This is a genomic window from Microbacterium sp. 2MCAF23, from assembly GCF_052115565.1.
In the GTDB taxonomy this organism is placed as follows: domain Bacteria; phylum Actinomycetota; class Actinomycetes; order Actinomycetales; family Microbacteriaceae; genus Microbacterium.
On sequence record NZ_JBFRGY010000003.1, the window covers coordinates 76427 to 101607 of the forward strand.

The following is a 25181-nucleotide window of genomic DNA, read 5'->3' on the forward strand; positions in this document are numbered from 1 at the left end:
GGTGTCAACGCGGCAGCGACAGCTCGGCCACGCGCGCCGGACCCGCGAACGCATCGATCGCCGCGATCCGGTCTCCATCGACGTCGAACGCCATCATCGACACCGCCTGTCCGCGGACGGTGACCACGACGCCGGGGAGACCGTCCACGAGCACGGGACGGAGCACGGCGTCCGGAATCGCGAACATGAGCGCCCGGCCCGCGACGGCCGCGCCGCCGCGCACGAGCGCCGTGACGGAGAGGCCCTGCTCGATCCGCAGCTCGACATCGGGGGCGAGCAACGACACCAGGCGGTCGAAGTCGCCCGCGCGCGCGGCCGCGAAGAACGCATCGACCACGGGACGTCGCTCCCTGGCAGGGCGGATGCCAGCGACGTCGGCCGAGCGCACTCGGCGGCGCGCGCGGCTGGCCAGCTGTCGTACCGCGTCGGGGGAGCGTTCGAGCAGGTCGGCGATCTGCTCGAAGGGCACATCGAAGGAGTCGTGCAGGACGAAGGCGACACGCTCGGCGGGGGAGAGGCGTTCGTGCACGACCGTGAGTGCGGCGCCGACGGCCTCCGCCTGCTGCGCCTCCTGCATGGGATCCGGTGCCCGCTCTTCCATCTCGATGACCGGGCCCGTCCTTTCGTCGTCGAGCGGGATCTCGCCCCGCGAGGCGCGAGAACGCAGCACGTTCAGGCAGGCGCGGGAAGCGATCGTGGTCAACCAGCCGCCGAAGTTCTTCACGTCGTCCGCGCCGGCCGCGGAAGCCCGCAGCCACACTTCCTGCACGATGTCGTCGGCCTCCGCGGTGGATCCGAGCATGCGCTGCGCGAGCCGGCGCAGCCGGGGACGATGCTCCTCGAAGCGCTCCACAAGAGAATTCTCGTCCGTCATGTCACATCTCCTCCGGCCCGCGTGTCATCAGAGTGACCGTCCGAATCGGGACGGCGTCTCATGAGAAGAACGGGAAGAGTCTGACATGACCATCGACCAGACCATCGACACCACCACCGCCGTCGCCATCAAGGCGCGGATGCCGCACCCTGCATTCCTGCTCGAGGGCGGCTTCGACGCGCTCACCGGGCTCAGCAAGGTGGCGGGCTCGACCGATCTGCCGGAGGAGCTGCTGCATCTCGTGCATCTGCGGGCCAGCCAGATCAACGGATGCAGCTGGTGCACGATCGAGCACGCCAAGGAGATGCGCGCCGACGGCGCTGGCGAAGAGCGCGTATTCGGCGTCGCGGCGTGGCGCGAGGCTCCGCTGTTCACGGCAGGGGAGCGGGCGGCGCTCGCGCTCACCGAAGCTCTCACCAGGATCGCGGACAAGGCGGATCCGGTGCCCGACGAACTGTGGGCCGAGGTGTCGGCGCAGTTCGACAAGCGGCAGCTGTCCGCGCTGATCCTGGCGATCAGCGCGATCAACGTCTGGAACCGCATCAACGTCGCGATCCGCCAGCCCGCCGGACAGCACTGACGCGCATCAGGATCCGCAGTCTCCGCCCACGGGGCGTTCAGGGCTGCGGATCCTCGGCGTCGTAGGCGCGGAAGCGCGGACTCAGCCGCACGAACAGCGCCACGAGCCCGATCACGAGCATCCCGCCCAGGAGCGGCGGGAACCACAGCGCGGTGAGCGAGGCCAGCACTCCCGCATACAGGGCACCGAGACGCGGCCCGCCCGCGACGACGATGATGAACACGCCCTGCAGGCGGCCGCGCATCGCGTCGGGCACGGCGGCCTGCATCATCGTGTTGCGGTAGATCGAGCTGACGTTGTCTGCTGCGCCCGAGAACGCCAGAGCGACGCACCCGAGCGCGATCAGCAGAACGTTCGGCGAGCTCGCGGTCGCCGGTGCGCCCGGAAGCAGGGCACCCACGAGCAGGACCACACCGAACAGCGCGATCATCGCGCCGTACGCCTGCACCGCCCTGGCGATGCCGCGGCCGTGCCAGCGGTAGTGCACGATGCGCCCCGAGAACAGACTCGACAGGAAGGTGCCCACGGCGACCGCCGCGGTGAGCAGGCCGGTGGTGACCGCGCCGCCGCCCAGGATCACCGTGCCGAGCGCCGGGAACAGGGCCAGGGGCTGGCCGAACGTCATCGCGCACACGTCGAGGACGTACTGCATCCGGATGTTTCCCGCGCGGCGCAGGAAGCGCCAGCCGTCGACGAGCGAGGCGAGTCCTGGGCGCACGATCTCGCCCTCGGGCTTGAGGGCGGGCAGCGTCCACAGGCCGAGGAACATCGACAGCATGAGGATCACGTCGATCGTGTAGGTCCAGCCATAGCCGGTGAGTGCGACGAGGAGACCGGCCAGGGCGGGGCCTGCCATGACGGTCATGCCGAAGGCCACGCCGTTCAGTGCCGAGGCGGGCGCCAGCATGTCCCGGGAGAGCAGGCGCGGGATGATCGCGGTGCGCGTGGCCATGCCGACCGAGTTCGACGCGGCGATGATCATGCTCAGGGCGTAGAGCCACCAGATCGTCTCCGCGTGCGTCCAGGTGAGCGTCGCGAGCAGTGCGGTCGCGACGAAGGTGATGACAGCCGCGATGAGCGCGACGCGCCGCCGGTCGAACGCGTCGGCGAGCATGCCGCCGTAGAGGCCGGCGAGGATCATCGGCACCAGCCCGGCGACCGCGATCATGGACACGGCGAAGGTGCTGTGCGTGAGCGCGAACACGTGCAGCATGACCGTGACGACCGTGAGCTGACCGCCGATGCCGCTGAGAGTGGATCCGATCCACATCCGGGCGAAGGCCGGGCTCTGCCGGAAGGGGCTCAGGTCGATCAGGTGACTCACTCATCGAGCGTATCGGCGTGACGAGCGGCCGGGATCCGGCTCGGCGCACGGAGCCGCCCCGTGCTGATAGACTTGTGCGGTTGCCGTTCGATCGGCCGCGGATAAAGAGAGCCCACGCATCAGGCGTCGGGCACCGCGCAGCAAAGAGGAAGGGGATCACCTATGGCACTGGAAGCAGACGTCAAGAAGGCGATCATCGAAGAGTACGCGACGCACCCCGGTGACACCGGATCCCCCGAGGTGCAGGTTGCCATGCTGACGCAGCGCATCAAGGACCTCACCGAGCACCTCAAGGAGCACAAGCACGACCACCACTCGCGTCGTGGCCTGTTCCTGCTCGTCGGTCAGCGCCGTCGTCTGCTCGGCTACCTCCAGGACGTCGACATCAACCGTTACCGGTCGTTGATCGAGCGTCTCGGACTCCGCCGCTAAGCAGCAGCGCAGCCAGCGTACAATCGCGCTAAACATTCTTGCGAGGCCCGTCCCACGGTGTGGGGCGGGCCTCGACCTTTCGGTTCGCGTGTCCTGCGCGTCTGCAAGCGCTGCGTCTTGACGGCGCCGGGCCGTTCGCTCAGCGCCGGATCAGTGAAACCGGGCGACGACGGATGACGAGCACCACCGAGATGGCGAGCAGAAGCGCGCAGAGCGCCATGATCAGCAGGCTGGCAGTCCAGGTGCCGCTCGCGTCGTGCACGATGCCGAGCAGCAGGCTTCCCGCGCCGGCGAGCGCGTAGCCGACTCCCTGCGCGATCGCGGAGAGTATGCCGGCGGAGGCCTCGTCCGCGGACAGGCTCACGAGCAGTCCCATCGCCAGACCGAAGCCGGCGTTCTGAGCGATACCGAGCACGGTGACGACCACGGCGTCGTGGCCGCCATCGAAGGCGAACCAGGTGAACCCCGCGGCCATCACGATCCCCAGCCCGGGGCCGAACCAGGTCAGGATCCGCCGACGGCGTGCCATCACCGGTGCGACCAGTGTCGGAATCAAGCCGATCAGGCTGAACCAGCCCAGCAGACCGCCCGCTGAGGCGCGGGACTCGCCATGCGAAGCCAGGATCAGCGGAAGCCACGTGGTCACGGCGAAGTAGAGCAGCGCCTGCAGCGAGAACACGGTCGTCATGAGCGCCACCGTGGCGCGTGCGCCGACGGGAATCGCGATCGGCGCCCCCATCGGCGCAGCGGTCGCCGAGCCGCGGCCCACGGCGAGCATGGCCAGCGCAGCGATCACCGCGAGCGCAGCCCAGGCGGCGAGGGCGGGTGCGAGGCCGAATGTCTCGTCCAGCGGCACGGCGAGAGAGGCCCCCAGGGCGGCGCCGATGCCGAACGACATGCTGCTGAGGCCCACCCAGAGTCCGCTGGCGCCGAGCGCCTTCAGGTAGGGCGGCAGCAGGGTGGCCGCCACCATGATGGCGGCACCGGCGAGGAACGTGCCGGGCAGCAGCATCCAGCCGCTCAGTACTCGCAGCACGAGTCCCGCCGCCAGCACGGCCATCGCCACGAGGATCGCGCGGGTCGTGCCCAGGCGCCGCGCCAGCAGAGGGCCGAGAGGTGCGGTCAGGCCGAAGGCGATCACGGGCAGCGTCGCGAGGAGGCTGCGCTCCACGCCGCCGAGACCGAACTCGCTCGTCGCCTGGTCCAGCAGCGCCGAGACCGACGTGATCGCCGGACGCAGGTTCATGCCGACCAGGAGCGCGGCCCCGAGCGCAAGGGCTCGGGCGGCGCTCCCGGCCGGCACCGGCCGGGAGCGGTCCGGCGCGGGCCGGGCGTGCTCCGCCGCAGGTCCAGCCGGGAGAGCGTCGCCCTCCGCCCGATCAGCTCGCGAGGACACGGAGCCCATCGGCGACGACGCGCCCGTCATGGAGGACGGTGCGATCGGTGCCGCGGTCCATCACGGCGCTGGTCGGCGTCTGACCGTCGACGAGCACCAGGTCGGCGCGATCGCCGACGGCCGTGCCAGGGCGGTCCTGCACGCCGTTCAGGCGGGGCACATCGTGCGACATGATGCTGGCGCCACCCATGGTCGCGATCGCCAGGCACATCTCGATGTGCTCGTCGCGGCGGAAGTTGTTCGTGAACGCCAGCTGCCAGGTGCGATCGAGCAGGTCGCAGTTGCCGTACGGGCTCCAGTAGTCGCGCTGGCCGTCCTCGCCGAGCCCGAATCGCACGCCCGAGGAGACCAGGTCGACGAGCGACAGCTGGTTGCGGGCCGCGGGTGCGACACTCGCCATGGCGATGTCGAGTGCGGCGAACTCGTCGATCAGCCGGCGGCTGGTGGCCTCGTCCACTCCGCCCAGCTCGTAGGCGTGGGACATCGTGACCTTGCCCTGCATGCCGAGCGCGCGCACTCGCTCCAGCACGAGCTCAGCGCTGAACACGCCGAGGTGACCCGGTTCGTGCAGATGGATATCGATCTCGACCTGGTACTTCTCGGCCAGACCGAACACGATGTCCAGGTGCTTCACCGGATCGCGGTCGAGCTGCGAAGGGTCGATGCCGCCCATGACGTCGGCGCCCTGCTTGAGCGACTCCTCGAGGTAGTCGACCGTGCCCTCTTCCAGGAGGATCCCGGCCTGCGGGAAGGTCATCACCTGCACGTCGGCCTGATCGGCGAACTTCTCCTTCGCCGCCATCACCGAGTCGAACTTCTCCAGCTTGCAGTCCACGTCGACCTGCGCGTAGGTGCGCACCCGCGTGGTGCCGCGGGCGATCATGCGCTCCAGCGTGCCGGCGACGATCTCGGCGTGCGGCACGTCGGTGTTGCGCCAGTTGCGGCGGTCGTTCATCATCATGGCCCACACGCCGGGTGCACCGGTGTGCTCGCGGAACGGCAGGCCGATGCGGGAGGAGTCCAGATGCACGTGCACGTCGCTGAACGAAGGCAGCAGCAGACGTCCGCGGCCGTCCACATCCCCAGCCCCGAGCGGGGCCGTCTCGTCGTGCGGGCGCACGGCCGCGATGCGACCGTCCTCGATGACGACGTCGGATGCGGAACCGCCCCAGGGGCGGACGTCACGAATCAGCAAGGATCTTCCTCTCTTCAGGGGTGCTCGCCGCGAACGCGGCGGCCTCGGCCAGGTGGTGGCAGGCGACCGCACCGGACGGCACCTGCTCGACGCACATCTTCTTCTTCTCCTCGTCCAGCAGCGCGAAGACCGGACAGCGCGTGCGGAACACGCAGCCGCTGGGCGGGTTCGACGGATGCGGCAGATCGCCGGTGAGACGGATCCGCCCGCTGCGATCCGCGTGCGGATCGGGGGAGGGGACCGAAGACAGCAGCGACTGCGTGTAGGGATGCCGCGGGGCGTCGAAGACCTCGTCCCTAGTGCCGAGCTCCATGACCTTGCCCAGGTACATCACGGCCACGTCGTGGGCGAAGTGCTTGACGACCGAGAGGTCGTGCGCGATGAAGACGTAGGAGATGCCGGTGTCGGCCTGGATGTCCTGCAGCAGGTTGATCACCTGCGCCTGCACCGACACGTCGAGCGCGGACACGGGCTCGTCGCAGATCACCACGTCGGGTTCCAGTGCCAGCGCCCGGGCGATCCCGACGCGCTGCTTCTGGCCGCCGGAGAACTCGTGCGGGAAGCGGTTGTAGTGCTCCGGCCGCAGTCCCACCCGGTCCATGAGCGACTGCACGCGGGTCTTCATCCCCTCCTTGGGGCTGATGTGCTGGGCGCGCAGCGGTGCGGCGATCGCGGCCCCCACGGTCTGGCGCGGGTTCAGCGAGGACGCGGGGTTCTGGAACACCATCTGCACGCGGCGGCGGAAGTCCTGAAGCTCGGAGCCTTTCAGGCCCGCGACGTCGGCGCCGTCCAGGCGGATGCTCCCGGCGGTCGGCGTCAGCAGGCGCATGAGCAGCCGGCCGGTCGTCGACTTGCCGCAGCCGGACTCACCCACCAGGCCCAGGGTCTTGCCGCGCTCGAGCGTGAAGGACACGCCGTCGACGGCCTTGACGATGCTCCTCGGCTTGAACATGCCCTGCGAGACGGGGAAGTGCTTGGCGAGGCCCTCGACCTGCAGCAGCGGGGCGGTCATCGTGCGGCCTCCATCGTGATCGGCTGGGACGTGCCGAGCCCCTCGGACAGGTGGCAGCGCGATCGGTGCGATCCCGCGCCGTGCAGCGCAGGTCGCTCGGTGCGGCAGCGGTTGCCCGGCACCAGGTGCGCCACCGGGCAGCGGTCGGCGAACAGGCAGCCCTGCGGCAGGTCGAGCAGAGACGGAGGGAAGCCGGGAATGGGCGTGAGGCGTCCGGCCTCATCCGCCATCGACGGCATCGAGGCGAGCAGGCCCTTCGTGTACGGGTGCGCGGTGCGCAGGAAGGCGTCCTCCATGTCGGCCTGCTCGACGCACTGCCCGCCGTACATGACGATCACGCGCTGACAGACCTCGGCGACGACGCCGAGGTCGTGTGTCACGTAGACGACGGCGGATCCGGTCTCCTGCTGCAGCGATGAGATCAGGTCGAGGATCTGCGCCTGCACCGTGACGTCGAGCGCGGTGGTCGGCTCGTCGGCGATGAGCAGCTCCGGCTCGCAGATGAGGGCCATCGCGATCATCGCGCGCTGGCGCATGCCGCCGGAGAACTCATGCGGGTAGGAGTCGTAGCGGGACACCGGATCCGGGATGCCGACGCGCGCCAGCATGTCGATGGCCTGCGCCTTGGCGGCTTTCGCGCTCACCCTGTTGTGCACCCGGTACGCTTCGGCGATCTGCGTGCCGACCGTGTAGAACGGATGCATCGCGGAGAGCGGGTCCTGGAAGATCATCCCGATCTTGCGACCGCGGAACGGACGCATCTCGTTCTCGCTGAGCGGCACGAGATCGGTGCCCTCGAACAGGATCTGCCCGGTGACACGGGCGCTCGTCTCCTTGAGCAGCCCCATCAGCGTCTGGCTGGTGACGGTCTTGCCGGATCCGGACTCGCCGACGATGCCGATCGTGTCGCCGCGCTCGAGGGTGAGGTCCATGCCGTTGACCGCGTGCACGACGCCGTCGTCGGTGGGGAAGTCGACCCGCAGATCGCGGATGTCGAGGAACGGGGTGGCCATCAGCTGACCCTCACTCTCGGGTCGATGCCGGCGTAGGCGAGGTCGACGACGACGTTGGCGGTGATGATGAAGAACGCGGCCAGCATGGTGATGGCCATGGTGACGGGAAGGTCTCCGGCGACCGCCGCGTGCACGGCCGTGAAGCCGAGGCCCGGGACCGAGAAGATCTGCTCGGTGAGCACGGCGCCGCCGAGCAGGGCGCCGATGTCGAGGCCCAGCATGGTCACGATCGGTGTGATACCGGCGCGCACGCCGTGCCGGAAGACGATCTCGCGGCGACCCAGGCCCTTGGCCCGGGCGGTGCGCATGAAGTCCTCGCCGAATGTCTCGATCATGTTGTTGCGTGTGATGCGGATGTACTGCGCGCTGAACAGCACCGCGATGGCGACCCAGGGCAGCAGATAGTTGAGGAACCAGCCGGCGGGGCCGGCCGGTCCGAACGGGCTGCTGATCTGATTGCTCGTGAACGGCAGCCAGTGCAGGGTGCTCACGAAGACCAGCAGCAGCAGCAGGCCGGTCACCGGGATCGGCAGCGAGACGCCGACCGAGGCGGCGCCGACGATGAGCTTGTCGGTCGCCCTGCCCTTGCGGATCGCGGCGAGCAGGCCGAGGCCGACGCCGACGATCGTCCACAGCACGACCGCGCCGACGGCGATCGACAGCGTGTACGGGAGGGCGCGGGCGAGAACGTCGGTGACGCTCTCGTTGGTCTGGAAGGACTTGCCCAGGCACGGCCATGCGCAGAGCTGCTCCGCGCCCGGTGCGCCGATCATGCGCGGCCCGAAGAAGCCGGAGAGGTACGCGAAATACTGCACGAAGAAGGGCTTGTCCATGCCCAGCGCGACGCGCGCCTGCTCGATGCGCTCCGGCGTGCACTCCTGGCCGCACGCCGCGGCGGCGGGATCGGACGGGCCGATCTGGAAGAGCGCGAACGTGACGAAGCTCACGACGAGGAGGAGGAGGACGAGGCCCGCCACCCGGCGGACGAGGAATCCGATCATTGCTGTCCCGTGCGGGGCCGGCCGCGAAGGGCCGGCCCCGTCCTTTCAGGAGTGCGGAGGCGTCAGTTCTTGACGCCGACGGTGGACAGGTCGATGCTTCCGAAGAAGTAGCCGACCTGGGCGTTCTGGATCTTGGATCCGACGACGCTCGAGGTGTACGTGCGGAACAGCGGCACGATCGGGTACGTCTCCATGGCCTTGTTGTAGAGCTCGGTCCACTGGGTGTTGAGCTCCTCGGACGAGCCGTTGGTGTCGCGCAGCTTGTACATCTCGCCGGAGACCGTGGGGTCGAAGTAGCGCGAGATGTTGCTGAACCCGTACGTCGTGCCGTCGAGGCTCGGACCGAGGTTCGGATCCACCGTCGTGCGGGTCGAGCCGGAGGCGGCGCCGCCGCACCAGCCGGCGCGGGCGATGTCGGGCATCTGGTCGCCGGCGAGCGTGGTGTAGTAGTTCGGCGCGGGGATCGCGACCATCTGCAGGTCGATGCCGAGCTCCTTGAAGTTCTGCTGCAACACCGTGCCGAGGTTCTTGAACCGCTCGGTGGCGTTCGAGTAGCCGTAGGTGAGCGTCGTGGGAACGGTCTTGCCCTGCAGCAGCTTCTTGGCCTCGTCCAGCTTCGGCTTGCCGGCCGGGTCGAGGTCGATCGTCGGCTTGATCCAGCCCACCTGGGCGTCGTTCAGGTAGGAGTTGGTGAGCTTGCCGAAGCGCGGCCCGCCGTACTGCACCTGGATCGACGCGCGGTCGATCGCGAGCGCCAGGGCGTGGCGCACGTCGGGGTCCGTGATCGTGGTGGTGTTGAAGTTCAGCACGTCGGTGCAGCCGAGCAGGCCCCCCGCGGTGCGCGGCTTGATCGTCTGGTCGCTGAGGCGCGCGGCATCGGAGGCCTGCAGGGCGCCATTCGAGTCGAGCGTGATCGCGGTCGGGTCGGAGTCGCTCAGCAGCTGCTGGCTGATCGTCGCCTGGGCGGTCGACAGCGAGAAGGAGAACGAGTCGGGCAGCGCGGTGCGGTTCTCATCCGTCTTCGCGTCCCAGTTCGGGTTGCGCACGAGCTTGAGCTCGCGACCGCGGTCGTAGCTCGAGATCATGTACGGCCCCGAGGAGATCGGGTGGTTGGTGTAGTCGAGCTTGGTGTCCTTCGCCTGCGGCACCGGAGCGCTGTTGGAGCGCGAGGCGAGGGCAGGGAAGTCGGGGTACGGCTGCTTCAGGTGGAAGATGATCGTCTTCGCGTCCGGAGTCTCGATCGCGGCGAGGTCGCCACCGGAGTACGGGCCCTTGTAGGTGTCGGCGTCGAGCACGGCGTTGAGCTCCTGCGGAGCCTGCGTGTAGACGTCGCGGGCGAAGGTGCGCTCGATGCCGTACTTGATGTCGGCGGACGTGATCGGGGATCCGTCCTCGTACTTGACGCCGTCCTTGAGTGTGTAGGTCCACGTGAGGCCGTCGGAGGAGGCCTTGCCGAGGTCGGTGGCGAGGTCGGGCACGACCTTCGGCGGCTGGCCGGCGGTCTCCTTCGCCATGGTCAGGGTGCGGTAGTAGAGCTGACCGACGTTGGCGGTCTGCACGTAGTTGCTGTTGCCAGGGTCGAGGGTCTGGAAATCGCTGGACATCAGCACGTTGACGTTGCCGCCCTTGGTGCTGAAGCCCTCGTTCACGACATGCGGGGCGTAGGGGTTGTTCGCGGTCGCGCCGCCGGTGGCGGTGCCGCCGGAGGCGGATCCGGCCGAACAGCCCGTCACGGCGAGCGCGACGGCCACGACGGAGGCGGCGAACAGGGGACGGCTGTGTCTCATGGTTCTTCTCTTCTTGGGTGGATGGACAGGGAAGTGCGTGGGGTGCGGGCGATCCCGGCAGACACGGTCGCGCTCAGCTGCGCGATGCCTTGGGATCGAGGGCGTCGCGGACCGCGTCGCCGAGCAGGTTGAAGGCGAGGACGGTGATCACGAGCGCGGTGCCGGGAACGATCAGGAACCAGGGGTCGACGAGGTACCAGTTACCCGACTGGGCTGCGTTGAGCATCTGGCCCCAGGACGGTGTCGGATCCTTGACGCCGACGCCGAGGAAGGAGAGCGCGGCCTCGGCCGAGATGTTGGTCGGGATCATCATCGTCGCGTACACGAGCACGACGCCGGACACGTTCGGGATCACCTGTGTGAACAGGATGGTGCGCTTGGAGGCGCCGTAGGATCGCGCGGCCTCGATGTACTCCTGCTCGCGGATGCTGAGCACCTGTCCGCGCACGACGCGAGCGAGATACGCCCAGCCGAAGAAGCCGAGGATGATCACCAGCGAGGCGATCGGCACGAAGCTGCCCTGGCCGAGGGCGGTGCCGCGCAGCCGGGACTGCAGGATCGGGGTGAGCGAGAGCACCAGAAGCAGGTGCGGGAACGCGAGGAAGAGGTCGATCAGGCGGCTGATGACCATGTCCACCTTGCCGCCGAAGAAGCCGGCGGCGGCACCCATGATGGTGCCCAGGACGACGGAGACCAGCGTGGCCAGCAGCGCGATGGTGAGGGAGACCTGCGCGCCATACGCGAGGCGGGCGAAGAGGTCGCGGCCGAGACCCGGCTCCACGCCGAGCCAGTGCTCAGCCGAGGGGTACATGAACTGCGGCAGCGGCAGACCCGGGGTGTTGAAGTTGTCCAGCGTCTCCGGGCCGGTGTGCGTCGTGAACGGACTCTGTCCTTCGATCGCCGTGAGCAGCGGGGCCAGGAGCGCGAACAGCACGATCGCGATGACCACGCCGAATGACGCCAGCGCGATCCGGCTGCGGCGGATCCGCAACCAGGCGGTGCCCAGCAGGGAGCGGCCGGTCGCGATCTTCGGGGTGGTGAGGGCCTCGGTGGTCGGGACCGTCGTCAGCGTTTCCGTCACGATCTTCCTTGATGGTCGGGAAAGGGGGTCTTCGGAATTGTATACCAAGATGGACGAATTTGTATACCAACGATCGCGAGTGCTCCGCCAACGGGCGACATGAGTTGTCTCCAGGAGAGCGAGTCGATAGGTTTTGGATACCAATTGCCCCGTTTCGAGGAAAGCAGAACTCGTGCGCACCCTGATCACCGCCGATCATGTCCTGGCCTTCGACGGCACCTCGCACACGGCGCTCCGCGACGGCGCCGTGCTGGTGGACGACGACCGCATCGCCTTCGTGGGGTCGCGGGACGAGGCGCCGCGGGATGCCGAACGCACGCTGGAGCTCGGTGAGAGCCTGCTGATGCCGGGGCTGATCGACCTGGACGCGCTCACCGACATCGATCACCTCATCCTCGACTCCTGGTCGACGCCCGAGCACGCCCGTCGCCTGCAGTGGTCCGACGACTGGTTCGCACGTCGACAGCACGTGTTCAGCACCGCCCAGCGCCGGCGCATCAGGCAGATCGCGCTCGTGCAGCTCGCCCTGCACGGCATCACGAGCTACATGCCGATCGCCTCCGAGGTGCACTCCGCATGGGCGGAGAACGCAGATGACTTCCTGGCCATGGCGGATTTCTCTCGCACGCTCGGTTTGCGGGGCTTCCTCGGCCCCTCCTACCGCTCCGGGGTCAACGTGGTGCAGGACGGGCGGCGCGCGATCCTCTTCGACGAGACAGAGGGCGCGGCGGGGCTCGCCGACGCGATCCGATTCCATGACACGGTGCGATCCTGGGCGGATCCTCTTCTCACGCCGGTCTTCCTGCCCTGCCGCATCGAGACGCTGACGCCCGAGCTGCTGTCGGCGACCGCGGATGCGGCCAGGGAGCGCGGCGCCCTGGTGCGCCTGCATGCCCTCCAGGGCGATTTCGAGCGCGACTGGATCCTCGAGCAGCACGGATGCACGCCGCTCGAGCTGATCCGCCGCCAGGGACTGCTCGACGACCGCCTGATCATCCCGCACGGCGTCTTCCTCGACGTCAACCCCCGGGTGTGGGGCGAGGACCGCGGAGATCTCGCGACCCTCGTCGAGGCGGGGGTCTCGATCGTGCACTGCCCGCTCACCAATGCGCGCTATGGATCCGAGCTGGAGACGTTCGGCCGCTACAAGGAGGCCGGACTGAACATCTCGCTCGGCACGGACTCGTTCCCGCCCGATCTGATCCGCGGCATCGACACCGGCGTCTCCGTCGCGAAGGTGCAGAACCGCTCGCTTGCTGCCGGCGACCTGGCCGGTTATGTGGAGGCGGCGACGCTCGGCGGCGCGCGCGCGCTGCACCGGCCCGATCTCGGCCGCATCGCCGAAGGCGCCGCCGCCGACCTCACCGCGTTCCGGCTCGCCGACGTGCGCTTCGGTCCGATCGAGGACCCGCTGCGCAACCTCGTGCTGGCCGGGAGCGCTCGAGACGCGTGCCTTACGATGGTCGCGGGCAAGGTCGTGATGCGCGACGGCGCGATCGACGGGATCGATCTGGAAGCCGTCCGCGAGGACTCTCAGGTCCTGTTCGACATCATGCGCGCCGGCTACGACGAGCGCGACCACCTGGGTGGCGGCGGGCTGTTCCCGCCGGTGTTCCCGCTTGCGGGAGAGAAGAGGGCGGCTGATGGAGACCGGTCCTGAGTCGGAGGGCACCGCCCTCGCGCTCGCCGACCGCGTCTACCGCGATCTGCTCCGCGCGATCATCGACGGCGGGGTCGCGCCCGGTGCCTGGCTGAAGGAGCGCGAGCTCTCCGAGCGTTTCCAGGTGTCCCGTATCCCGGTGCGCCAGGCGCTGCAGCGGTTGGAAGCCGAGGGGTTCGTGATGACCTCGAGGCACCGCGGAGCCAACGTGACGCCGCTCACCCGCGCCGACATCCATGACCTGTTCGACACACGGCTCTGCTTCGAGCCGTTCGCCGCGCAGCGCGCCGCGGAGCGTGCGCACGCCGGGGTCGAGAGCATCGACCGGCTCCGAGCGCTGCACGAGGAGGCAACGGTCGGCGACGCGGCGGCGGCTCGCGCGGCGAGCCTCGAGTTCCATTCCGAGATCGTCCGGCTCAGCGGCAGTCGGCTGCTGCTGCGCAGCCTGGGTCCGCTCGTCGGCAGGATGGAGTGGGTGTTCCGGCTCACCCGCGAGGCGAGGGACAGCGAGCAGACGGACGAGCACGTCGAGCTCGTCGATTCGATCGCACACGGTCGCGGGCCCCTCGCGGCGGCGCAGATGTACGCGCACATCGAGATGAGCCGCGAGCCCGTCCTCGCGCAGCTGGACGGCGTGCTGGAGAACTGAGCGAGCGGCGTCGGGCCTGTGCGGTGCCGGCGCACCGCTGGGTCGTCGGCTGCGCTCAGGCGGGCGCTCCCACCAGATCCGCGTGGTGGATCGCCGCCACGTCCGGATGTGCACGCAGGCGCGACTTCAACGCGTTCTCGCCGTAGAGGGCGTGGATCGGGTTGGACGGATCCTTGGTGACGCCTCGCGCCTGCGTGGCCAGCTCCGCCGGCAGATCGATCAGCGGCAGGCGCGCATCGAGTGCCGGGTTGAAGAAGAACGGGATCGAGATCCGCTCGTCCGGAGCCTGCGGCGACACCACCCGATGGTTGGTCGCCTTGAGGTAGCCGTCGGTCGCGTACTCGAGCAGCTCGCCGATGTTGACCACGAACGCTCCGTCGACCGGGGGAGCGTCGACCCAGGAGCCGTCGCGCTCGACCTGCAGACCTCCCTTGCCCGGCTCGACCCAGAGCAGCGTCAGCACACCCGAGTCCTTGTGGGCGCCGACACCCTGCTGGGGCTCGGGCTCGTGGGTGCCCGGGTAGCGGACGATCTTGATCAGCGTCGACGGATCCCCGAAGTTCTGCTCGAAGTACGTCTCCTCCGCGCCGAGCGCGAGCGCCCACGCCCGCAGCAGCTTGCGGGCCACGCCGGAGAGATGCTCATGCCATTCCGCGACGACCTCGCGCAGCTCGGGCTGGGCCTCAGGCCACAGGTTCGGCCCGATCAGGCGGTTGTAGCCGGGGCCGCCGTCGACGGCCTCGCGCTCCGGCCCGATGTCGATCTGCTCGCGCCAGTCCACGGCGCCCTGCGTGCGCTCGCCGCCGATCCTCGTGTACCCGCGGAAGTGCGGGCTCTTCACGTTCTCGATCGCGAGTTTTTCATCCTCCGGCAACGCGAAGAAGTCCTTCGCGGCCTGGTGCAGGCGACGTTCGAGCTCGGGGGTGACGCCCGTACCGGTCAGGTAGAAGAAGCCCACGTCGTGGGTCGCCGCGCGCAGGTCGTCACGGAATGCTGCGGCGGCCTCGGGACCCGCGTCGAGTCGGGACAGGTCAAGGATCGGGAGGTTCAGATCGGCCATGAGGCGAGGCTAGGACGGGCGCGGCGGGCGCTGGGCGATTGTTGCCGAGGATTACCGGGACGGATTTGTCACGGTTCTCGTGTCTGGAGACCGGAGAAGCGGATGCTAGAGTTTTTGAGGTAAGGCATCCCTTACTTCATGACTCTCCAGGAAACCGCCCCTCGTGCTCGCCACCTTCCTCATCGGCCTTCGTGAAGGCCTTGAAGCCGCGCTCGTCGTCGGCATCCTCGTCGCCTATCTGAAGCGCCTCGATCGCAAGGACGTGCTGCCGAGGATGTGGGCCGGTGTCGGGGCCGCGATCCTGCTCGCCCTCGTCATCGGCGCCGTGCTGACCTTCGGCGCCTACGCGCTGACGTTCCAGGGCCAGGAGATCATCGGCGGCACGCTGTCGCTGGTCACGGTCGGAATGGTCACGTGGATGATCTTCTGGATGCGCAAGGCGGGTCGCACCATGAAGGCCACGCTGCAGGGCGGCGTGGACCGCGCGCTCGAGGCGGGCACCGTGTGGGCGCTGGTGCTGGTCGGCTTCGTCTCCGTGGCTCGCGAGGGCGTGGAGACCACGTTGCTGCTGTGGTCCATGGTGCAGTCCTTCGGCGACGCCCCGTCGGCGATCCTCGGCGCAGTTCTCGGGCTCGTGGTCGCGATGCTCGCCGGCTGGCTGCTCGCCCGCGGCGCCGTGCGGCTCGACCTCGCTCGCTTCTTCACCTGGACCGGCGGCCTCCTGGTCATCATCGCGGCCGGCGTGCTCGCCTACGCGCTCAGCGACCTGCAGGAGGCCGGCATCGTGCCCGGCCCGTTCACCGCGGCCGCGCCGCTCGACGCGGCCGGCGCGGTGCTCGTCGGCTGGGCGGGTGTGCCGTTCGGCTGGGCGTTCGACGTCACCGCCGCGATCCGCCCCGACAGCGCCCTCGCCGTGCTGCTGCAGGCCACGGTCGGCTTCATGCCGCGGATGAGCTGGCTCCAGGTCATCGCCTGGGTGCTGTACATCGCGATCGTCGGCACGCTGTTCGTGCGCGGGCTGCGCCGCACGGCGCCGGGCACGACCCGCTCCTCCTCCACGCCTGCCGTCGTCTCCGCCACGCCCGTCAAGACCGAGTCGGCGGCCACCCGTGCCGCAGCCACGACCGTCTCGCCCACTCCTGAAGGAGCCTCATGACCATCGCCCGCCGACCGATCGCCGTCCTCGGCGCCGTCGCCGCCCTCGGCCTCGCCCTCACCGGGTGCGTCGCCAAGTCCGACGTCGCCGCGAGCGGACGCCTGACCGTCGCGTCCACGGCGGACGCGTGCAGCGTCTCGGCCGGCACTGCGACCAGCGGAACGCTCGCCTTCGACGTGAGCAACAAGGGCGATGAGGTGACCGAGTTCTATCTGCTGGCCCATGACGGCGTGCGGATCGTCGGCGAGGTCGAGAACGTGGCGCCGGGCGCCTCGCGCACTCTCACCGTCGTCGCTCAGCCGGGCGAGTACTTCACGGTGTGTAAGCCGGGGATGATCGGTGCCGGTGTCGGCAAGACCGCGTTCTCCGTCAGCGGCGAGAAGGTCGCGGAGACCGGCGGCGACGCCGCGCAGAAGCAGAAGGCGCTCACGCAGTACGCCTCGTACGTGAAGGATCAGGTCGACCAGTTCCTGCCAGCAGCGAAGACCTTCGCCGACGCGTACCGCGGCGGTGACGACGCGGCAGCGAAGGCCCAGTTCTCGACCGTGCGCGCCTACTACGAGCGCATCGAGCCCATCGCGGAGCAGCTGGGCACGCTCGACCCGCGCCTGGACTTCCGCGAGCTCGACGCCAAGGCCGAGGGCATCGACTGGACCGGCTTCCACCGCATCGAGAAGGACCTGTGGGCTCCGGCCGCGGGCGCGATGAACTCTGACGGCACCACCCCGGCGAACCTTGACTGGGCGCCCTCGACGCCTGCCGAGCGCGCGACCTTCGCCGACAAGCTCCTCGCCGACCTGCAGGAGCTCTACGACCACGTCCACTCCGACGCCTTCGTGAAGGACCTCGAGTCCAAGGGCATCGCCGGCATCTCCAACGGCGCGATCTCGCTCCTTGACGAGGTCGCCAACGGCAAGATCACGGGCGAGGAGGACTGGTGGTCCGGCACGGACCTCTCCGACTTCGCCGCGAACGTCGAGGGATCCAAGATGGCCTTCTCCGTCGTGCGCGAGTTCGCCGAGAGCAAGGGCTCCGAGGGCAAGAAGCTCGTGGAGCAGATCGATCGCGGATTCTCCGCGCTGGAGGCCGAACTCGCGGTGCACGGCTCGCTGAAGGACGGCTTCGCGGCGTACTCGACGGTCACCGAGACCCAGAAGCGCGACCTCACCGACCTGCTGAACGCGCTCGCCGAGCCGCTCTCCAAGCTCACCAGCACGATCCTCGGCTGACATGACGGTCCCTGAGTCCTCGGAAGGATCCGCTCGCCCCGCCGACGCGGTGCCGGAAGGGTCGTCGACCACCGACGCGCGCACCGGCATCAGCCGCCGCGGGCTGATCGGCTGGGCGCTCGGCAGCGGCGTCGCCGGCATCGCCGTCGGTGCCGGCGGTGCGGCGGCTGTCGCCGCGACTGGGGTGCTCGGCGGATCCGCTCCCGTCGACGAGTACGCGTTCGAGGGGGCTCACCAGGCCGGGATCACCACGCGCGTGCAGGAGCATCTGCACTTCGCGAGCTTCGACATGATGCCGCGGGCGAGCCGCGACGATCTCATCTCACTGCTGCAGGACTGGAGCTACGCCGCGTCCCGGCTGGCGAAGGGCCTCGATGTCAGCGCCTCGGGTGCCGTCGGGGGTTCCCGGGAGGCGCCGCCGGACGACACCGGCGAGGCGCAGGGGCTCACGGCGGCGGGCCTCACGATCACCTTCGGACTCGGGCCGTCCCTCTTCCTCGCAGAGGGGGACAGGTTCGGCATCGCCGATCGGCGTCCGTCCGTGCTCGCCGATCTGCCGGCGTTCGTCGGCGACGCCCTCGACGCGGGCTACACAGGTGGCGATCTCTGCATCCAGGCGTGTGCCGACGATCCTCAGGTCGCGGTGCACGCCGTGCGCAACCTCAGCCGGATCGCGTTCGGCCGCGCCAGGCTGCGCTGGTCGCAGCTCGGGTTCGGGCGCACCTCGCGCACCGCAGCAGACCAGCAGACCCCGCGCAACCTCTTCGGGTACAAGGACGGCACCGCGAACATCCTCGCCGACGACGCCGAGGCGCTCGCCGAGCACGTCTGGGTGGGCGAGAAGGACGAGCCGGCCTGGATGGCCGGAGGCTCGTATCTCGTGGCGCGCAAGATCGCGATGCTCATCGAGACCTGGGACCGTCTGCGCTTGGCCGAGCAGGACCGCACCATCGGCCGGGCGAAGGGCAGCGGAGCGCCGCTGTCGGGTGGAGGCGAGTTCGCCGAGCCGTCGTTCCATGGCGGCCGCATCGACGAGCATTCCCATGTGCGACTCGCGCACCCCACGGTCAACGACGGCATCCGCATCCTGCGCCGCGGCTACAACTACGTCGACGGGAACAACGAGCTGGGCCGTCTCGATGCAGGCTTGTTCTTCCTCTCGTATCAGCGCTCGCCGGAGCAGTTCGTCACCCTCCAGAAGAGGCTGTCGACCGACCTCATGAGCGAGTACATCAAGCACATCGGATCCGGCATCTGGGCGATCCCGGCCGGGGCGCGCAAGGGCTCCTACGTCGGAGCCGAGTTGTTCGCCTGACCAGCGCGCCTCGATACAGAGCGCTCGTCCTGCACCGGGCGGGCGCTCCTGCGTTTCACGGCTGCCCTGGCCGATCTCGTGGATCCCAGGAATACTTCTCGCAGGCGGGTGTTTCACCAGATATATTCAAGTGAATAGAAATCTGAAGGAGAACGCAGTGAGCGAGTCGAGCACCTGGTCGGGCATGCAGTTCGGCCTCATGTCGGTCAGCGACATCACCCGGAACCCGGTGACGGGGGAGACGCCGAGCGAGCGTGAGCGGATCCAGAACACGCTCACGATTGCCAAGCACGCGGAAGAGGTCGGCCTCGACGTCTTCGCGATCGGCGAGCACCACAACCCGCCGTTCTGGTCGTCGAGCCCGACGACCTTCCTCGCGGCGCTCGCCGCGCAGACCGAGCGCCTCATCGTCTCGACCTCCACGACGCTCATCACGACGAACGACCCGCTGAAGATCGCCGAGGACTACGCGATGCTGCAGCACGTCTCCGGCGGTCGTATGGACCTCATGATGGGCCGCGGCAACACCGGCCCGGTCTACCCCTGGTTCGGCAAGGACATCCGCCAGGGTCTGCCGCTCGCGATCGAGAACTACGCCCTGCTGCACGAGCTGTGGACCAAGGACGTCGTGGACTGGGAGGGCAAGTTCCGCACTTCGCTGCAGGGCTTCACCTCCACCCCGCGCCCGCTCGACGGCGTCGCGCCGTTCGTCTGGCACGGCTCCATCCGCACGCCGGAGATCGCCGAGCAGGCCGCCTACTACGGCGACGGGTTCTTCGCGAACAACATCTTCTGGCCCAAGGAGCACTACCAGCGCCTCATCGAGCTGTACCGCCAGCGCTACGCGCACTACGGTCACGGCACGCCGGAGCAAGCGATCGTCGGCCTCGGCGGACAGGTGTTCATGCGGGCGAACTCGCAGGACGCGGTGGACGAGTTCCGTCCTTACTTCGACAACGCGCCGGTGTACGGCCACGGCCCGTCGATGGAGGACTTCACCGAGATGACGCCGCTCACGGTCGGCTCTCCGCAGCAGGTCATCGACCGCTATGCCGCGATGCGCGAGCACTACGGCGACTACCAGCGCCAGCTCTTCCTCATGGACCACGCGGGGCTCCCGCTCAAGGTCGTGCTCGAGCAGCTCGACATCCTGGGCGGCGAGGTCGTGCCGGTGCTCCGCAAGGAGCTCGCGCAGAACCGCCCCGCCACCGTGCCGGACGCTCCGACGCACGCCGCGCGCGTCAAGGCGGTGTACGGCGACGGGCCGTCGCGCGAGGCGCGCCCCGGCGCGAACCGCGGTGACAACCTGACCGCCGGCTCGCCCTACCAGGACGGCGGCGCGGTTCCGGCCGCCGCCGGCTCCTCCTTCGGCGCAGCGGCCACGAAGGGGGCGAACTGAGATGGGCGCGCGTCGCATCGCGGTGATCTCCGCGGGGCTCAGCAACCCGTCCTCCACGCGGATGCTCGCCGACCGCCTCGCGGCGGAGACCGCGCACCGGCTCACCGAGCTCGGCTCCGAGGTCAGCGTCGACGTGATCGAGCTGCGCGATCTCGCGCACGATATCACGAACAATCTGCTCACGGGGTTCGCGCCGCCGGCGCTGGACTCGGCGATCAACACGGTGATCTCGGCCGACGGCATCATCGCCGTGACGCCGATCTTCTCGACGAGTTACTCCGGTCTGTTCAAGTCGTTCATCGACGTGCTGGATCCGGATGCGCTCACCGGCAAGCCCGTCCTGATCGGCGCGAACGCGGGCACCGCACGGCACTCGCTCGCGATCGACTACGCGATCCGTCCGCTGTTCACCTACCTGCACGCCGAGCCGGTGCCCACCGGGGTGTTCGCGGCCTCGAGCGACTGGGGAGCGAAGGCCGACGAGGTCGCACCGCTCAGCACCCGTATCGAGCGCGGAGCACGGGAACTCGCCGAAGCGATGGCCCGCCGCGAGCCGGCGGCCGATAAGGATCCCTTCGACCCGGGCAACTACCTCGGCGAGGGCCGCTCGTTCGGTCATCTGCTCGGAGGTCTCGCGGGGGAGTAGCCGCTCCAGCGCATCGGGGCATGACGCCGCCGACGAATGTCCGTGGGACATCCTACGGTGGCGTCATGCCCCTTCTCACTGCGTTCGACGCCCTTCTCAGCGAGCTCGACGGCTCCCTCCTGCGCGCCGGAGACGATGGATTCGATGCGGCTCGTCGCCCATGGAACCTCGCGATCGACCAGCTTCCGGCCGCGGTGGCGACGCCTGCGGGTCTCGACGATCTGCGCAGGATCCTCGCCGCCGCGCGCGAGGCCGGAACGCCGATCGCCGTGCAACCCAGCGGACATGGCGCCTCCGGCGACCTTGCCGGCGCGGTGATCGTGCGGACGGCGGCGTTCGATCGGCTCGACATCGACCTCGCGGCCGGCGTCGTGGTGGTCGGCAGCGGCGTGCGCTGGGGTGCGGTGGTGGACGCCCTGGAAGGCAGCGGCTGGGCGGCCCCCGCGGGCACGAGTCCCGTCGTCTCGGTCGCCGGGTACACGCTCGGCGGCGGACACTCCTGGTTCAGCCGCACCGCCGGACTCGGCTCCGACAACCTGCGCGCGGCGTGGGTGCTGCGACCCGACGGTACGCACGAGCGCATCGACGACGACAGCGACCGCGAGGCCATGTGGGCGCTCCGCGGCGCCGGCGGCGTGGTCGGCATCGTGACCGCGCTCGAGATCGACCTCGTTCGTGCTCCGGAGCAGTGGGGCGCCTCTCTGACGTTCGATGCGGCGGACTCCGCTGCCGTGATCCGCGCCGTGCGGGACCTCGCCGCGTCCGCGCCGGCGACGCTCAACGTGTTCACGAACTCGATGCGGATGCCGGATGCGCCGATGCTGCCCGAGGAGATCCGCGGAAAGAGCTTCGTGACGGTGCAGGCCCGGTCCTCCCATGGTGCGGCAGACGCGTTCCTGGAGGGCGTGCGCCGGGCCGGCGCCGTCCAGCGCGAGACCTCAGGCCCCACCTCGCCCGCCGGGCTCGCGGCGGCATCGGGTGAGCCGACGGATCCGACCGCGGGCCGGGGCGCCTCCCTCGCCCTCGACCGGCTCGACGATGCCACGATCGACGCGCTGGTGCAGTTCCGCCAGGCGCCCGAGCAGTCGCCGATCGTCGGGATCGATCTGCGCATGCTGGGGGGCGCCCTCGACGCACCACGGCGGTCCGGCTTCGCCTCCCTGGCCTCGGCGTCATGGCTTCTGCATGCGCTCGTGCCGAACTTCCCGGGCGCGCCGGCCGAGCCCGGCGACGCGAGCATCGCGGGCCTCCTCGAACTGCTCGCCCCGGTCGCGGCCGACCGGACGGTGCCGACCTTCCTCACGCCCGGTCAGACGCTCGAGCGGTGCGCCACGGCGGCCGACCTCGATCGGCTCCGGGCGATCCGAGCGAGCGCGGATCCTGACGGCGTGCTGCACGAGGGACGCCTGCCGCGCTGAGGCCCACTGTGCAGCGCAGAGATCAGCTGTGCCGCGCCCCGGCGGCGTCGGCCACGGCCGGGGCCTCGGCGCGCACGCCGACCCGCGTAGGGCCCCGGTGCGGGCGTCGAGCGGTCGTCAGTCGATCGCGGCGAGGCTCTGCACCGTGGCCGAGACGGCCTCGGCGAGCTCACGACCCTTCACGGAGAAGTGGCGACGGAAGTAGTCCTGGTGCTCGTCGTGCTCGTGGAAATGGTGCGGCGTGAGCACAGCGGAGAACACCGGGACGTCCGTTTCCAGTTGCACGCGCATGAGGGCGTCGACGACGGATCCGGCCACGAAATCGTGCCGGTAGATCCCGCCGTCCACGACGAGAGCGCTCGCGGCGATGCCCTGGTAGCGCCCTGTGCGTGCGAGACGCTTCGCGTGCAGGGGGATCTCGAACGCGCCGGGGACACGGAACACGTCGACCTCATCGAAGCCCAGCTCCGCGAGACGTTCGACGAATGCGGAGACCGTCTGCTCGACGATCTCGGCGTGCCACTGCGCGGCGACGATGGCGATTCTGGGCATGGTGGACTGCTCCTTCTGTCCTCTCTCATCCGGACTGTGACCGTCGGCTCCGGAATCGCACCGGATCGGCGGTCCCCGCCATGGGGACCGTTCGCGGGCTCGCGCGGACATGCCGCGACACCGCCGGTGGGGACTTGCACCCCGCCCTGAGGACACGACGACGCTATCACCGCGGGACGCGCCACCAGGACACCCGCATCTCCGCGGCAGGACCTGGCGGCCGGGACCTGGCCGGCCGCGGTCGCGGCTCGAATGCCGAGCGGCGATCCACCGGGCCTCAGCGCGGCGCGGTGGCGTCCCCGGCCAGGCGGTACGCCGTCTCGGGCCGGCCCGGCGTGCCGTAGCGCGGGGCGCGGATCGCGACCTGCTGCGCGACGAGGTGCTCCAGGTATCGGCGCGCAGTGACCCTGGAGACGCCGACGAGAGGCGCGGCCTCGCCGGCCGAGAGGTCGCCGTGCGCGCGCAGCACTGCGGTGACGGCGTGCAGCGTCTCGGCGGCGAGCCCCTTCGGCAGGGCGATCGTGCCGGTCGCTGGACCTCCGATGAGGGCGTCGATCTCCTCCTGGCTGGCGGCACCGGCGAGACCGGCCGCGCGTTCGTGACGATCGCGGAACTGCTGCAGACGCTCGCGGAAGACCGCGAACGGGAAGGGCTTGAGCAGGTACTGCGCCACACCGAGCGCCGACATCCGCCGCACAGCCTCGACATCACGCACGCTGGTCACGGCGATCACCTCGATCGCACTGCCGGCACCGCGGATGCGGCGCAGCACGTCGATGCCTGATCCGTCCGGCATCGTGAGATCCAGCAGGACCAGGTCGATCCGCCCCGCGTCCGCGGAGAGGGCGTTGAGCGCCGCCCGCACGCCGGTGCACTCTCCGACGACCTCGAACCCATCGAGCCGGGCGATGTAGGCCGCGTGGAGCTCGAGTGTGAGCGGGTCGTCGTCGACGAGCAGCACTCCGATCATGCGGTTCTCCCTTCACGTCCGATGCCGGGCAGCGTCACACGGAATGCCGTGGGCTCGGTGGAGAGCTCGACGCTTCCGCCCGCGGCCGTCACGATGTCCCGGACGAGAGCGAGCCCCACTCCGCGCCCCGAGCGCTCGCTGGGCTTGGTGGAGAAGCCGTGCTCGAAGATCCGCTCCCGGAGCTCGACCGGGATGCCGGGACCTCCGTCCGAGACGGTGATCGCGACGGCTCCGCCGTCGGCGGCGGCCACGTCGACACGCACCCAGCGGTCGGCGCCGGACTCCGCCTGAGACGCGGCGTCGAGGGCGTTGTCGATGAGATTGCCGACGAGGGCGACCGCGTCGACGGGGGTCAGATCCGCGCGCGGCGCCGCCGGATCCACGTGCACGTGCCAGCGCACGCCGCGCTCCTTCGCCTGCGAGGCCTTGCCCAGCAGGAGTGCGCCGAGCGTCGGATCCCCATCCCGCAGCGTCATCTGATCGATCACGGACTGGCTCTGCGCGGAGGTTTCCGACAGCAGGGCGATCGCCTCCTCGCGTCGGTCGAGTTCCAGGAGCGACAACGCCGTGTGCAGGCGGTTGCCGTGCTCGTGCGTCTGTGCGCGCAGCGCCTCGCCGAGTGTGCGCACCGACTCGTAGCCGGCCACCGCCTCCCGCACGTCGCGGGCGTCGAGATCGCCGGTGATGCGCCGTGTCGCGAGCCGCGCGAACACGGCGCCCAGCGCGCCGAGCGCGACGACGGCCAGGGTGAGGAGCAGGATCACCGGCAGGCGTCGCAGCAGGGCGCCGCCCAGCGACTCCACGGTCACCCCTGCCGACACCCAGCCGACGACCGTCCCTGCGGCGTCGCGGACGGGAGCGATGGTGCGCACGGACGGGCCGAGGGTTCCCGTGTACTGCTCGGTGAGGGCGCGGTCGTCGCGGGGGATCGTGCCGAGGTAGTGCCCGCCGACCTGCGCCGGATCCGGGTGCGTGAGCCGCACGCCGTGTCCGTCCATGACGGTGATGAAGTCCAGCCCCGCGCCCGTGCGCACGGACTCGACGTAGCTGCGCAGGTCCGCCTCCGCGGCGGAACGGTCCGTCGCGGTCACGGCCGTTTCGATCTCCGGGGCGACGGAGAGCGCCCGCGCGATCGCGGCCGTGACGTGCTCGGCCTCCTGCCGTGCCGAGGTCTGCGCCTCCCAGGTGAGGAACGCGCCGATCGCCACGCCGATCAGCAGCACGGATCCGATCAGCAGCGCGAACACGCGCGAAGCCGCACTGCGCACGCCGCCGCGTCTTGTCGTCGCCATCGCCGATCCGGACCTCCTCAGACAGTATGCGCGAGTCGCGGCGCGCAGTGCGGCCTGCTCAGATTTCGCCCCGGTTTCAATACGAACAGAACTCGCCGCCGGGCGTCGTCGCTGCGCACCATGGTCGACACGGCCCGCCC

Annotated in this window: 22 protein-coding genes, 1 pseudogene and 1 riboswitch; of the genes and pseudogenes, 10 read left to right on the forward strand and 13 right to left on the reverse strand. The window is 69.7% G+C overall.

Going from position 1 to position 25181, the window contains the following annotated elements; translation table 11 throughout:
* Positions 1 to 4: 4 nt before the first annotated feature.
* Positions 5 to 874, reverse strand: a complete 870-nt coding sequence (locus AB4078_RS03780; RefSeq protein ID WP_441976019.1) for a sigma-70 family RNA polymerase sigma factor — start codon at positions 872 to 874, stop codon at positions 5 to 7.
* A gap of 85 nt (positions 875 to 959) precedes the next feature.
* On the opposite strand from AB4078_RS03780, the gene AB4078_RS03785 reads away from it, so the two are divergent.
* The gene (locus tag AB4078_RS03785; RefSeq protein ID WP_440732154.1) at positions 960 to 1454 is read left to right on the forward strand and encodes a carboxymuconolactone decarboxylase family protein; all 495 of its coding nucleotides are present in this window, start codon (positions 960 to 962) and stop codon (positions 1452 to 1454) included.
* A gap of 37 nt (positions 1455 to 1491) precedes the next feature.
* Here AB4078_RS03785 and AB4078_RS03790 read toward each other — a convergent pair whose 3' ends face one another.
* Entirely contained in the window at positions 1492 to 2778 is a 1287-nt protein-coding gene (locus tag AB4078_RS03790) for an MFS transporter (RefSeq protein WP_440732153.1), read from the reverse strand.
* 162 nt (positions 2779 to 2940) lie between these two features.
* Between AB4078_RS03790 and rpsO the strand changes: the two genes are divergently transcribed.
* Complete coding sequence (rpsO, locus tag AB4078_RS03795; protein WP_018187174.1) at positions 2941 to 3210, forward strand: 30S ribosomal protein S15; 270 nt, start codon at positions 2941 to 2943, stop codon at positions 3208 to 3210.
* Positions 3211 to 3349: 139 nt separating this feature from the next.
* On the opposite strand, the gene AB4078_RS03800 is transcribed toward rpsO, so the two are convergent.
* From AB4078_RS03800 to AB4078_RS03830, 7 genes are all read right to left on the reverse strand, one after another.
* Positions 3350 to 4606 carry an MFS transporter gene (locus AB4078_RS03800; RefSeq protein WP_441976020.1) on the reverse strand — a complete coding sequence of 419 codons (1257 nt, stop codon included), beginning with the start codon at positions 4604 to 4606 and terminating at the stop codon, positions 3350 to 3352.
* Positions 4590 to 5801, reverse strand: coding sequence for an amidohydrolase family protein (locus AB4078_RS03805; RefSeq protein ID WP_441976021.1), 1212 nt, complete (start codon positions 5799 to 5801; stop codon positions 4590 to 4592). The genes AB4078_RS03800 and AB4078_RS03805 overlap by 17 nt, the downstream gene beginning before the upstream one ends.
* The gene (locus AB4078_RS03810; protein ID WP_440732148.1) at positions 5788 to 6813 is read right to left on the reverse strand and encodes an ABC transporter ATP-binding protein; all 1026 of its coding nucleotides are present in this window, start codon (positions 6811 to 6813) and stop codon (positions 5788 to 5790) included. The genes AB4078_RS03805 and AB4078_RS03810 overlap by 14 nt, the downstream gene beginning before the upstream one ends.
* On the reverse strand, positions 6810 to 7826 hold the full coding sequence (locus tag AB4078_RS03815) for an ABC transporter ATP-binding protein (RefSeq protein ID WP_440732147.1): 1017 nt from the start codon (positions 7824 to 7826) through the stop codon (positions 6810 to 6812). Before AB4078_RS03815 ends, AB4078_RS03810 begins: the two co-directional genes overlap by 4 nt.
* Positions 7826 to 8827, reverse strand: a complete 1002-nt coding sequence (locus AB4078_RS03820) for an ABC transporter permease (protein WP_441976022.1) — start codon at positions 8825 to 8827, stop codon at positions 7826 to 7828. The genes AB4078_RS03815 and AB4078_RS03820 overlap by 1 nt, the downstream gene beginning before the upstream one ends.
* 62 nt (positions 8828 to 8889) lie before the next feature.
* Entirely contained in the window at positions 8890 to 10614 is a 1725-nt protein-coding gene (locus AB4078_RS03825; RefSeq protein ID WP_441976023.1) for an ABC transporter substrate-binding protein, read from the reverse strand.
* 73 nt (positions 10615 to 10687) lie between these two features.
* Entirely contained in the window at positions 10688 to 11695 is a 1008-nt protein-coding gene (locus tag AB4078_RS03830) for an ABC transporter permease (RefSeq protein ID WP_440732144.1), read from the reverse strand.
* 172 nt (positions 11696 to 11867) lie between these two features.
* On the opposite strand from AB4078_RS03830, the gene AB4078_RS03835 reads away from it, so the two are divergent.
* Positions 11868 to 13355: a chlorohydrolase family protein gene (locus tag AB4078_RS03835; protein WP_441976024.1), complete on the forward strand. Its 1488-nt coding sequence runs from the start codon at positions 11868 to 11870 to the stop codon at positions 13353 to 13355.
* Positions 13339 to 14004 (forward strand): GntR family transcriptional regulator, encoded by a 666-nt coding sequence (locus AB4078_RS03840; RefSeq protein WP_441976025.1) that lies wholly within the window; start codon positions 13339 to 13341, stop codon positions 14002 to 14004. The genes AB4078_RS03835 and AB4078_RS03840 overlap by 17 nt, the downstream gene beginning before the upstream one ends.
* A 55-nt stretch (positions 14005 to 14059) precedes the next feature.
* Here the strand turns inward: AB4078_RS03840 and AB4078_RS03845 are convergent, their stop codons facing one another.
* A complete protein-coding gene (locus tag AB4078_RS03845; RefSeq protein WP_441976026.1) occupies positions 14060 to 15064 on the reverse strand; it encodes an isopenicillin N synthase family dioxygenase in 1005 nt (334 codons plus the stop codon).
* A 163-nt stretch (positions 15065 to 15227) separates the two neighbouring features.
* Here AB4078_RS03845 and efeU point away from each other — a divergent pair, with 163 nt between their 5' ends.
* From efeU to AB4078_RS03875, 6 genes are all read left to right on the forward strand, one after another.
* On the forward strand, positions 15228 to 16220 hold the full coding sequence (gene efeU / locus AB4078_RS03850; protein ID WP_441976027.1) for an iron uptake transporter permease EfeU: 993 nt from the start codon (positions 15228 to 15230) through the stop codon (positions 16218 to 16220).
* Positions 16217 to 17449, forward strand: coding sequence for an iron uptake system protein EfeO (gene efeO / locus AB4078_RS03855; protein ID WP_441976028.1), 1233 nt, complete (start codon positions 16217 to 16219; stop codon positions 17447 to 17449). Before efeU ends, efeO begins: the two co-directional genes overlap by 4 nt.
* Position 17450: 1 nt before the next feature.
* Positions 17451 to 18764: an iron uptake transporter deferrochelatase/peroxidase subunit gene (gene efeB, locus AB4078_RS03860; RefSeq protein ID WP_441976029.1), complete on the forward strand. Its 1314-nt coding sequence runs from the start codon at positions 17451 to 17453 to the stop codon at positions 18762 to 18764.
* A 184-nt stretch (positions 18765 to 18948) separates the two neighbouring features.
* Positions 18949 to 20163, forward strand: a complete 1215-nt coding sequence (locus AB4078_RS03865; protein ID WP_441976150.1) for an LLM class flavin-dependent oxidoreductase — start codon at positions 18949 to 18951, stop codon at positions 20161 to 20163.
* 1 nt (position 20164) lies between these two features.
* On the forward strand, positions 20165 to 20809 hold the full coding sequence (locus tag AB4078_RS03870; protein ID WP_441976030.1) for an FMN reductase: 645 nt from the start codon (positions 20165 to 20167) through the stop codon (positions 20807 to 20809).
* 65 nt (positions 20810 to 20874) lie between these two features.
* On the forward strand, positions 20875 to 22227 hold the full coding sequence (locus AB4078_RS03875) for an FAD-binding oxidoreductase (RefSeq protein ID WP_441976031.1): 1353 nt from the start codon (positions 20875 to 20877) through the stop codon (positions 22225 to 22227).
* Positions 22228 to 22344: 117 nt separating this feature from the next.
* Here the strand turns inward: AB4078_RS03875 and AB4078_RS03880 are convergent.
* The 3 genes and pseudogenes from AB4078_RS03880 to AB4078_RS03890 form a co-directional block, all read right to left on the reverse strand.
* Positions 22345 to 22785: pseudogene (locus AB4078_RS03880) on the reverse strand (6,7-dimethyl-8-ribityllumazine synthase); the annotation flags it as partial.
* A 7-nt stretch (positions 22786 to 22792) separates the two neighbouring features.
* A riboswitch (FMN riboswitch) is annotated at positions 22793 to 22937 on the reverse strand.
* 119 nt (positions 22938 to 23056) lie between these two features.
* Positions 23057 to 23749: a response regulator gene (locus AB4078_RS03885; RefSeq protein WP_440732135.1), complete on the reverse strand. Its 693-nt coding sequence runs from the start codon at positions 23747 to 23749 to the stop codon at positions 23057 to 23059.
* Positions 23746 to 25041, reverse strand: coding sequence for a sensor histidine kinase (locus AB4078_RS03890; RefSeq protein WP_441976032.1), 1296 nt, complete (start codon positions 25039 to 25041; stop codon positions 23746 to 23748). Before AB4078_RS03890 ends, AB4078_RS03885 begins: the two co-directional genes overlap by 4 nt.
* Between the last annotated feature and the right edge of the window lie 140 nt (positions 25042 to 25181).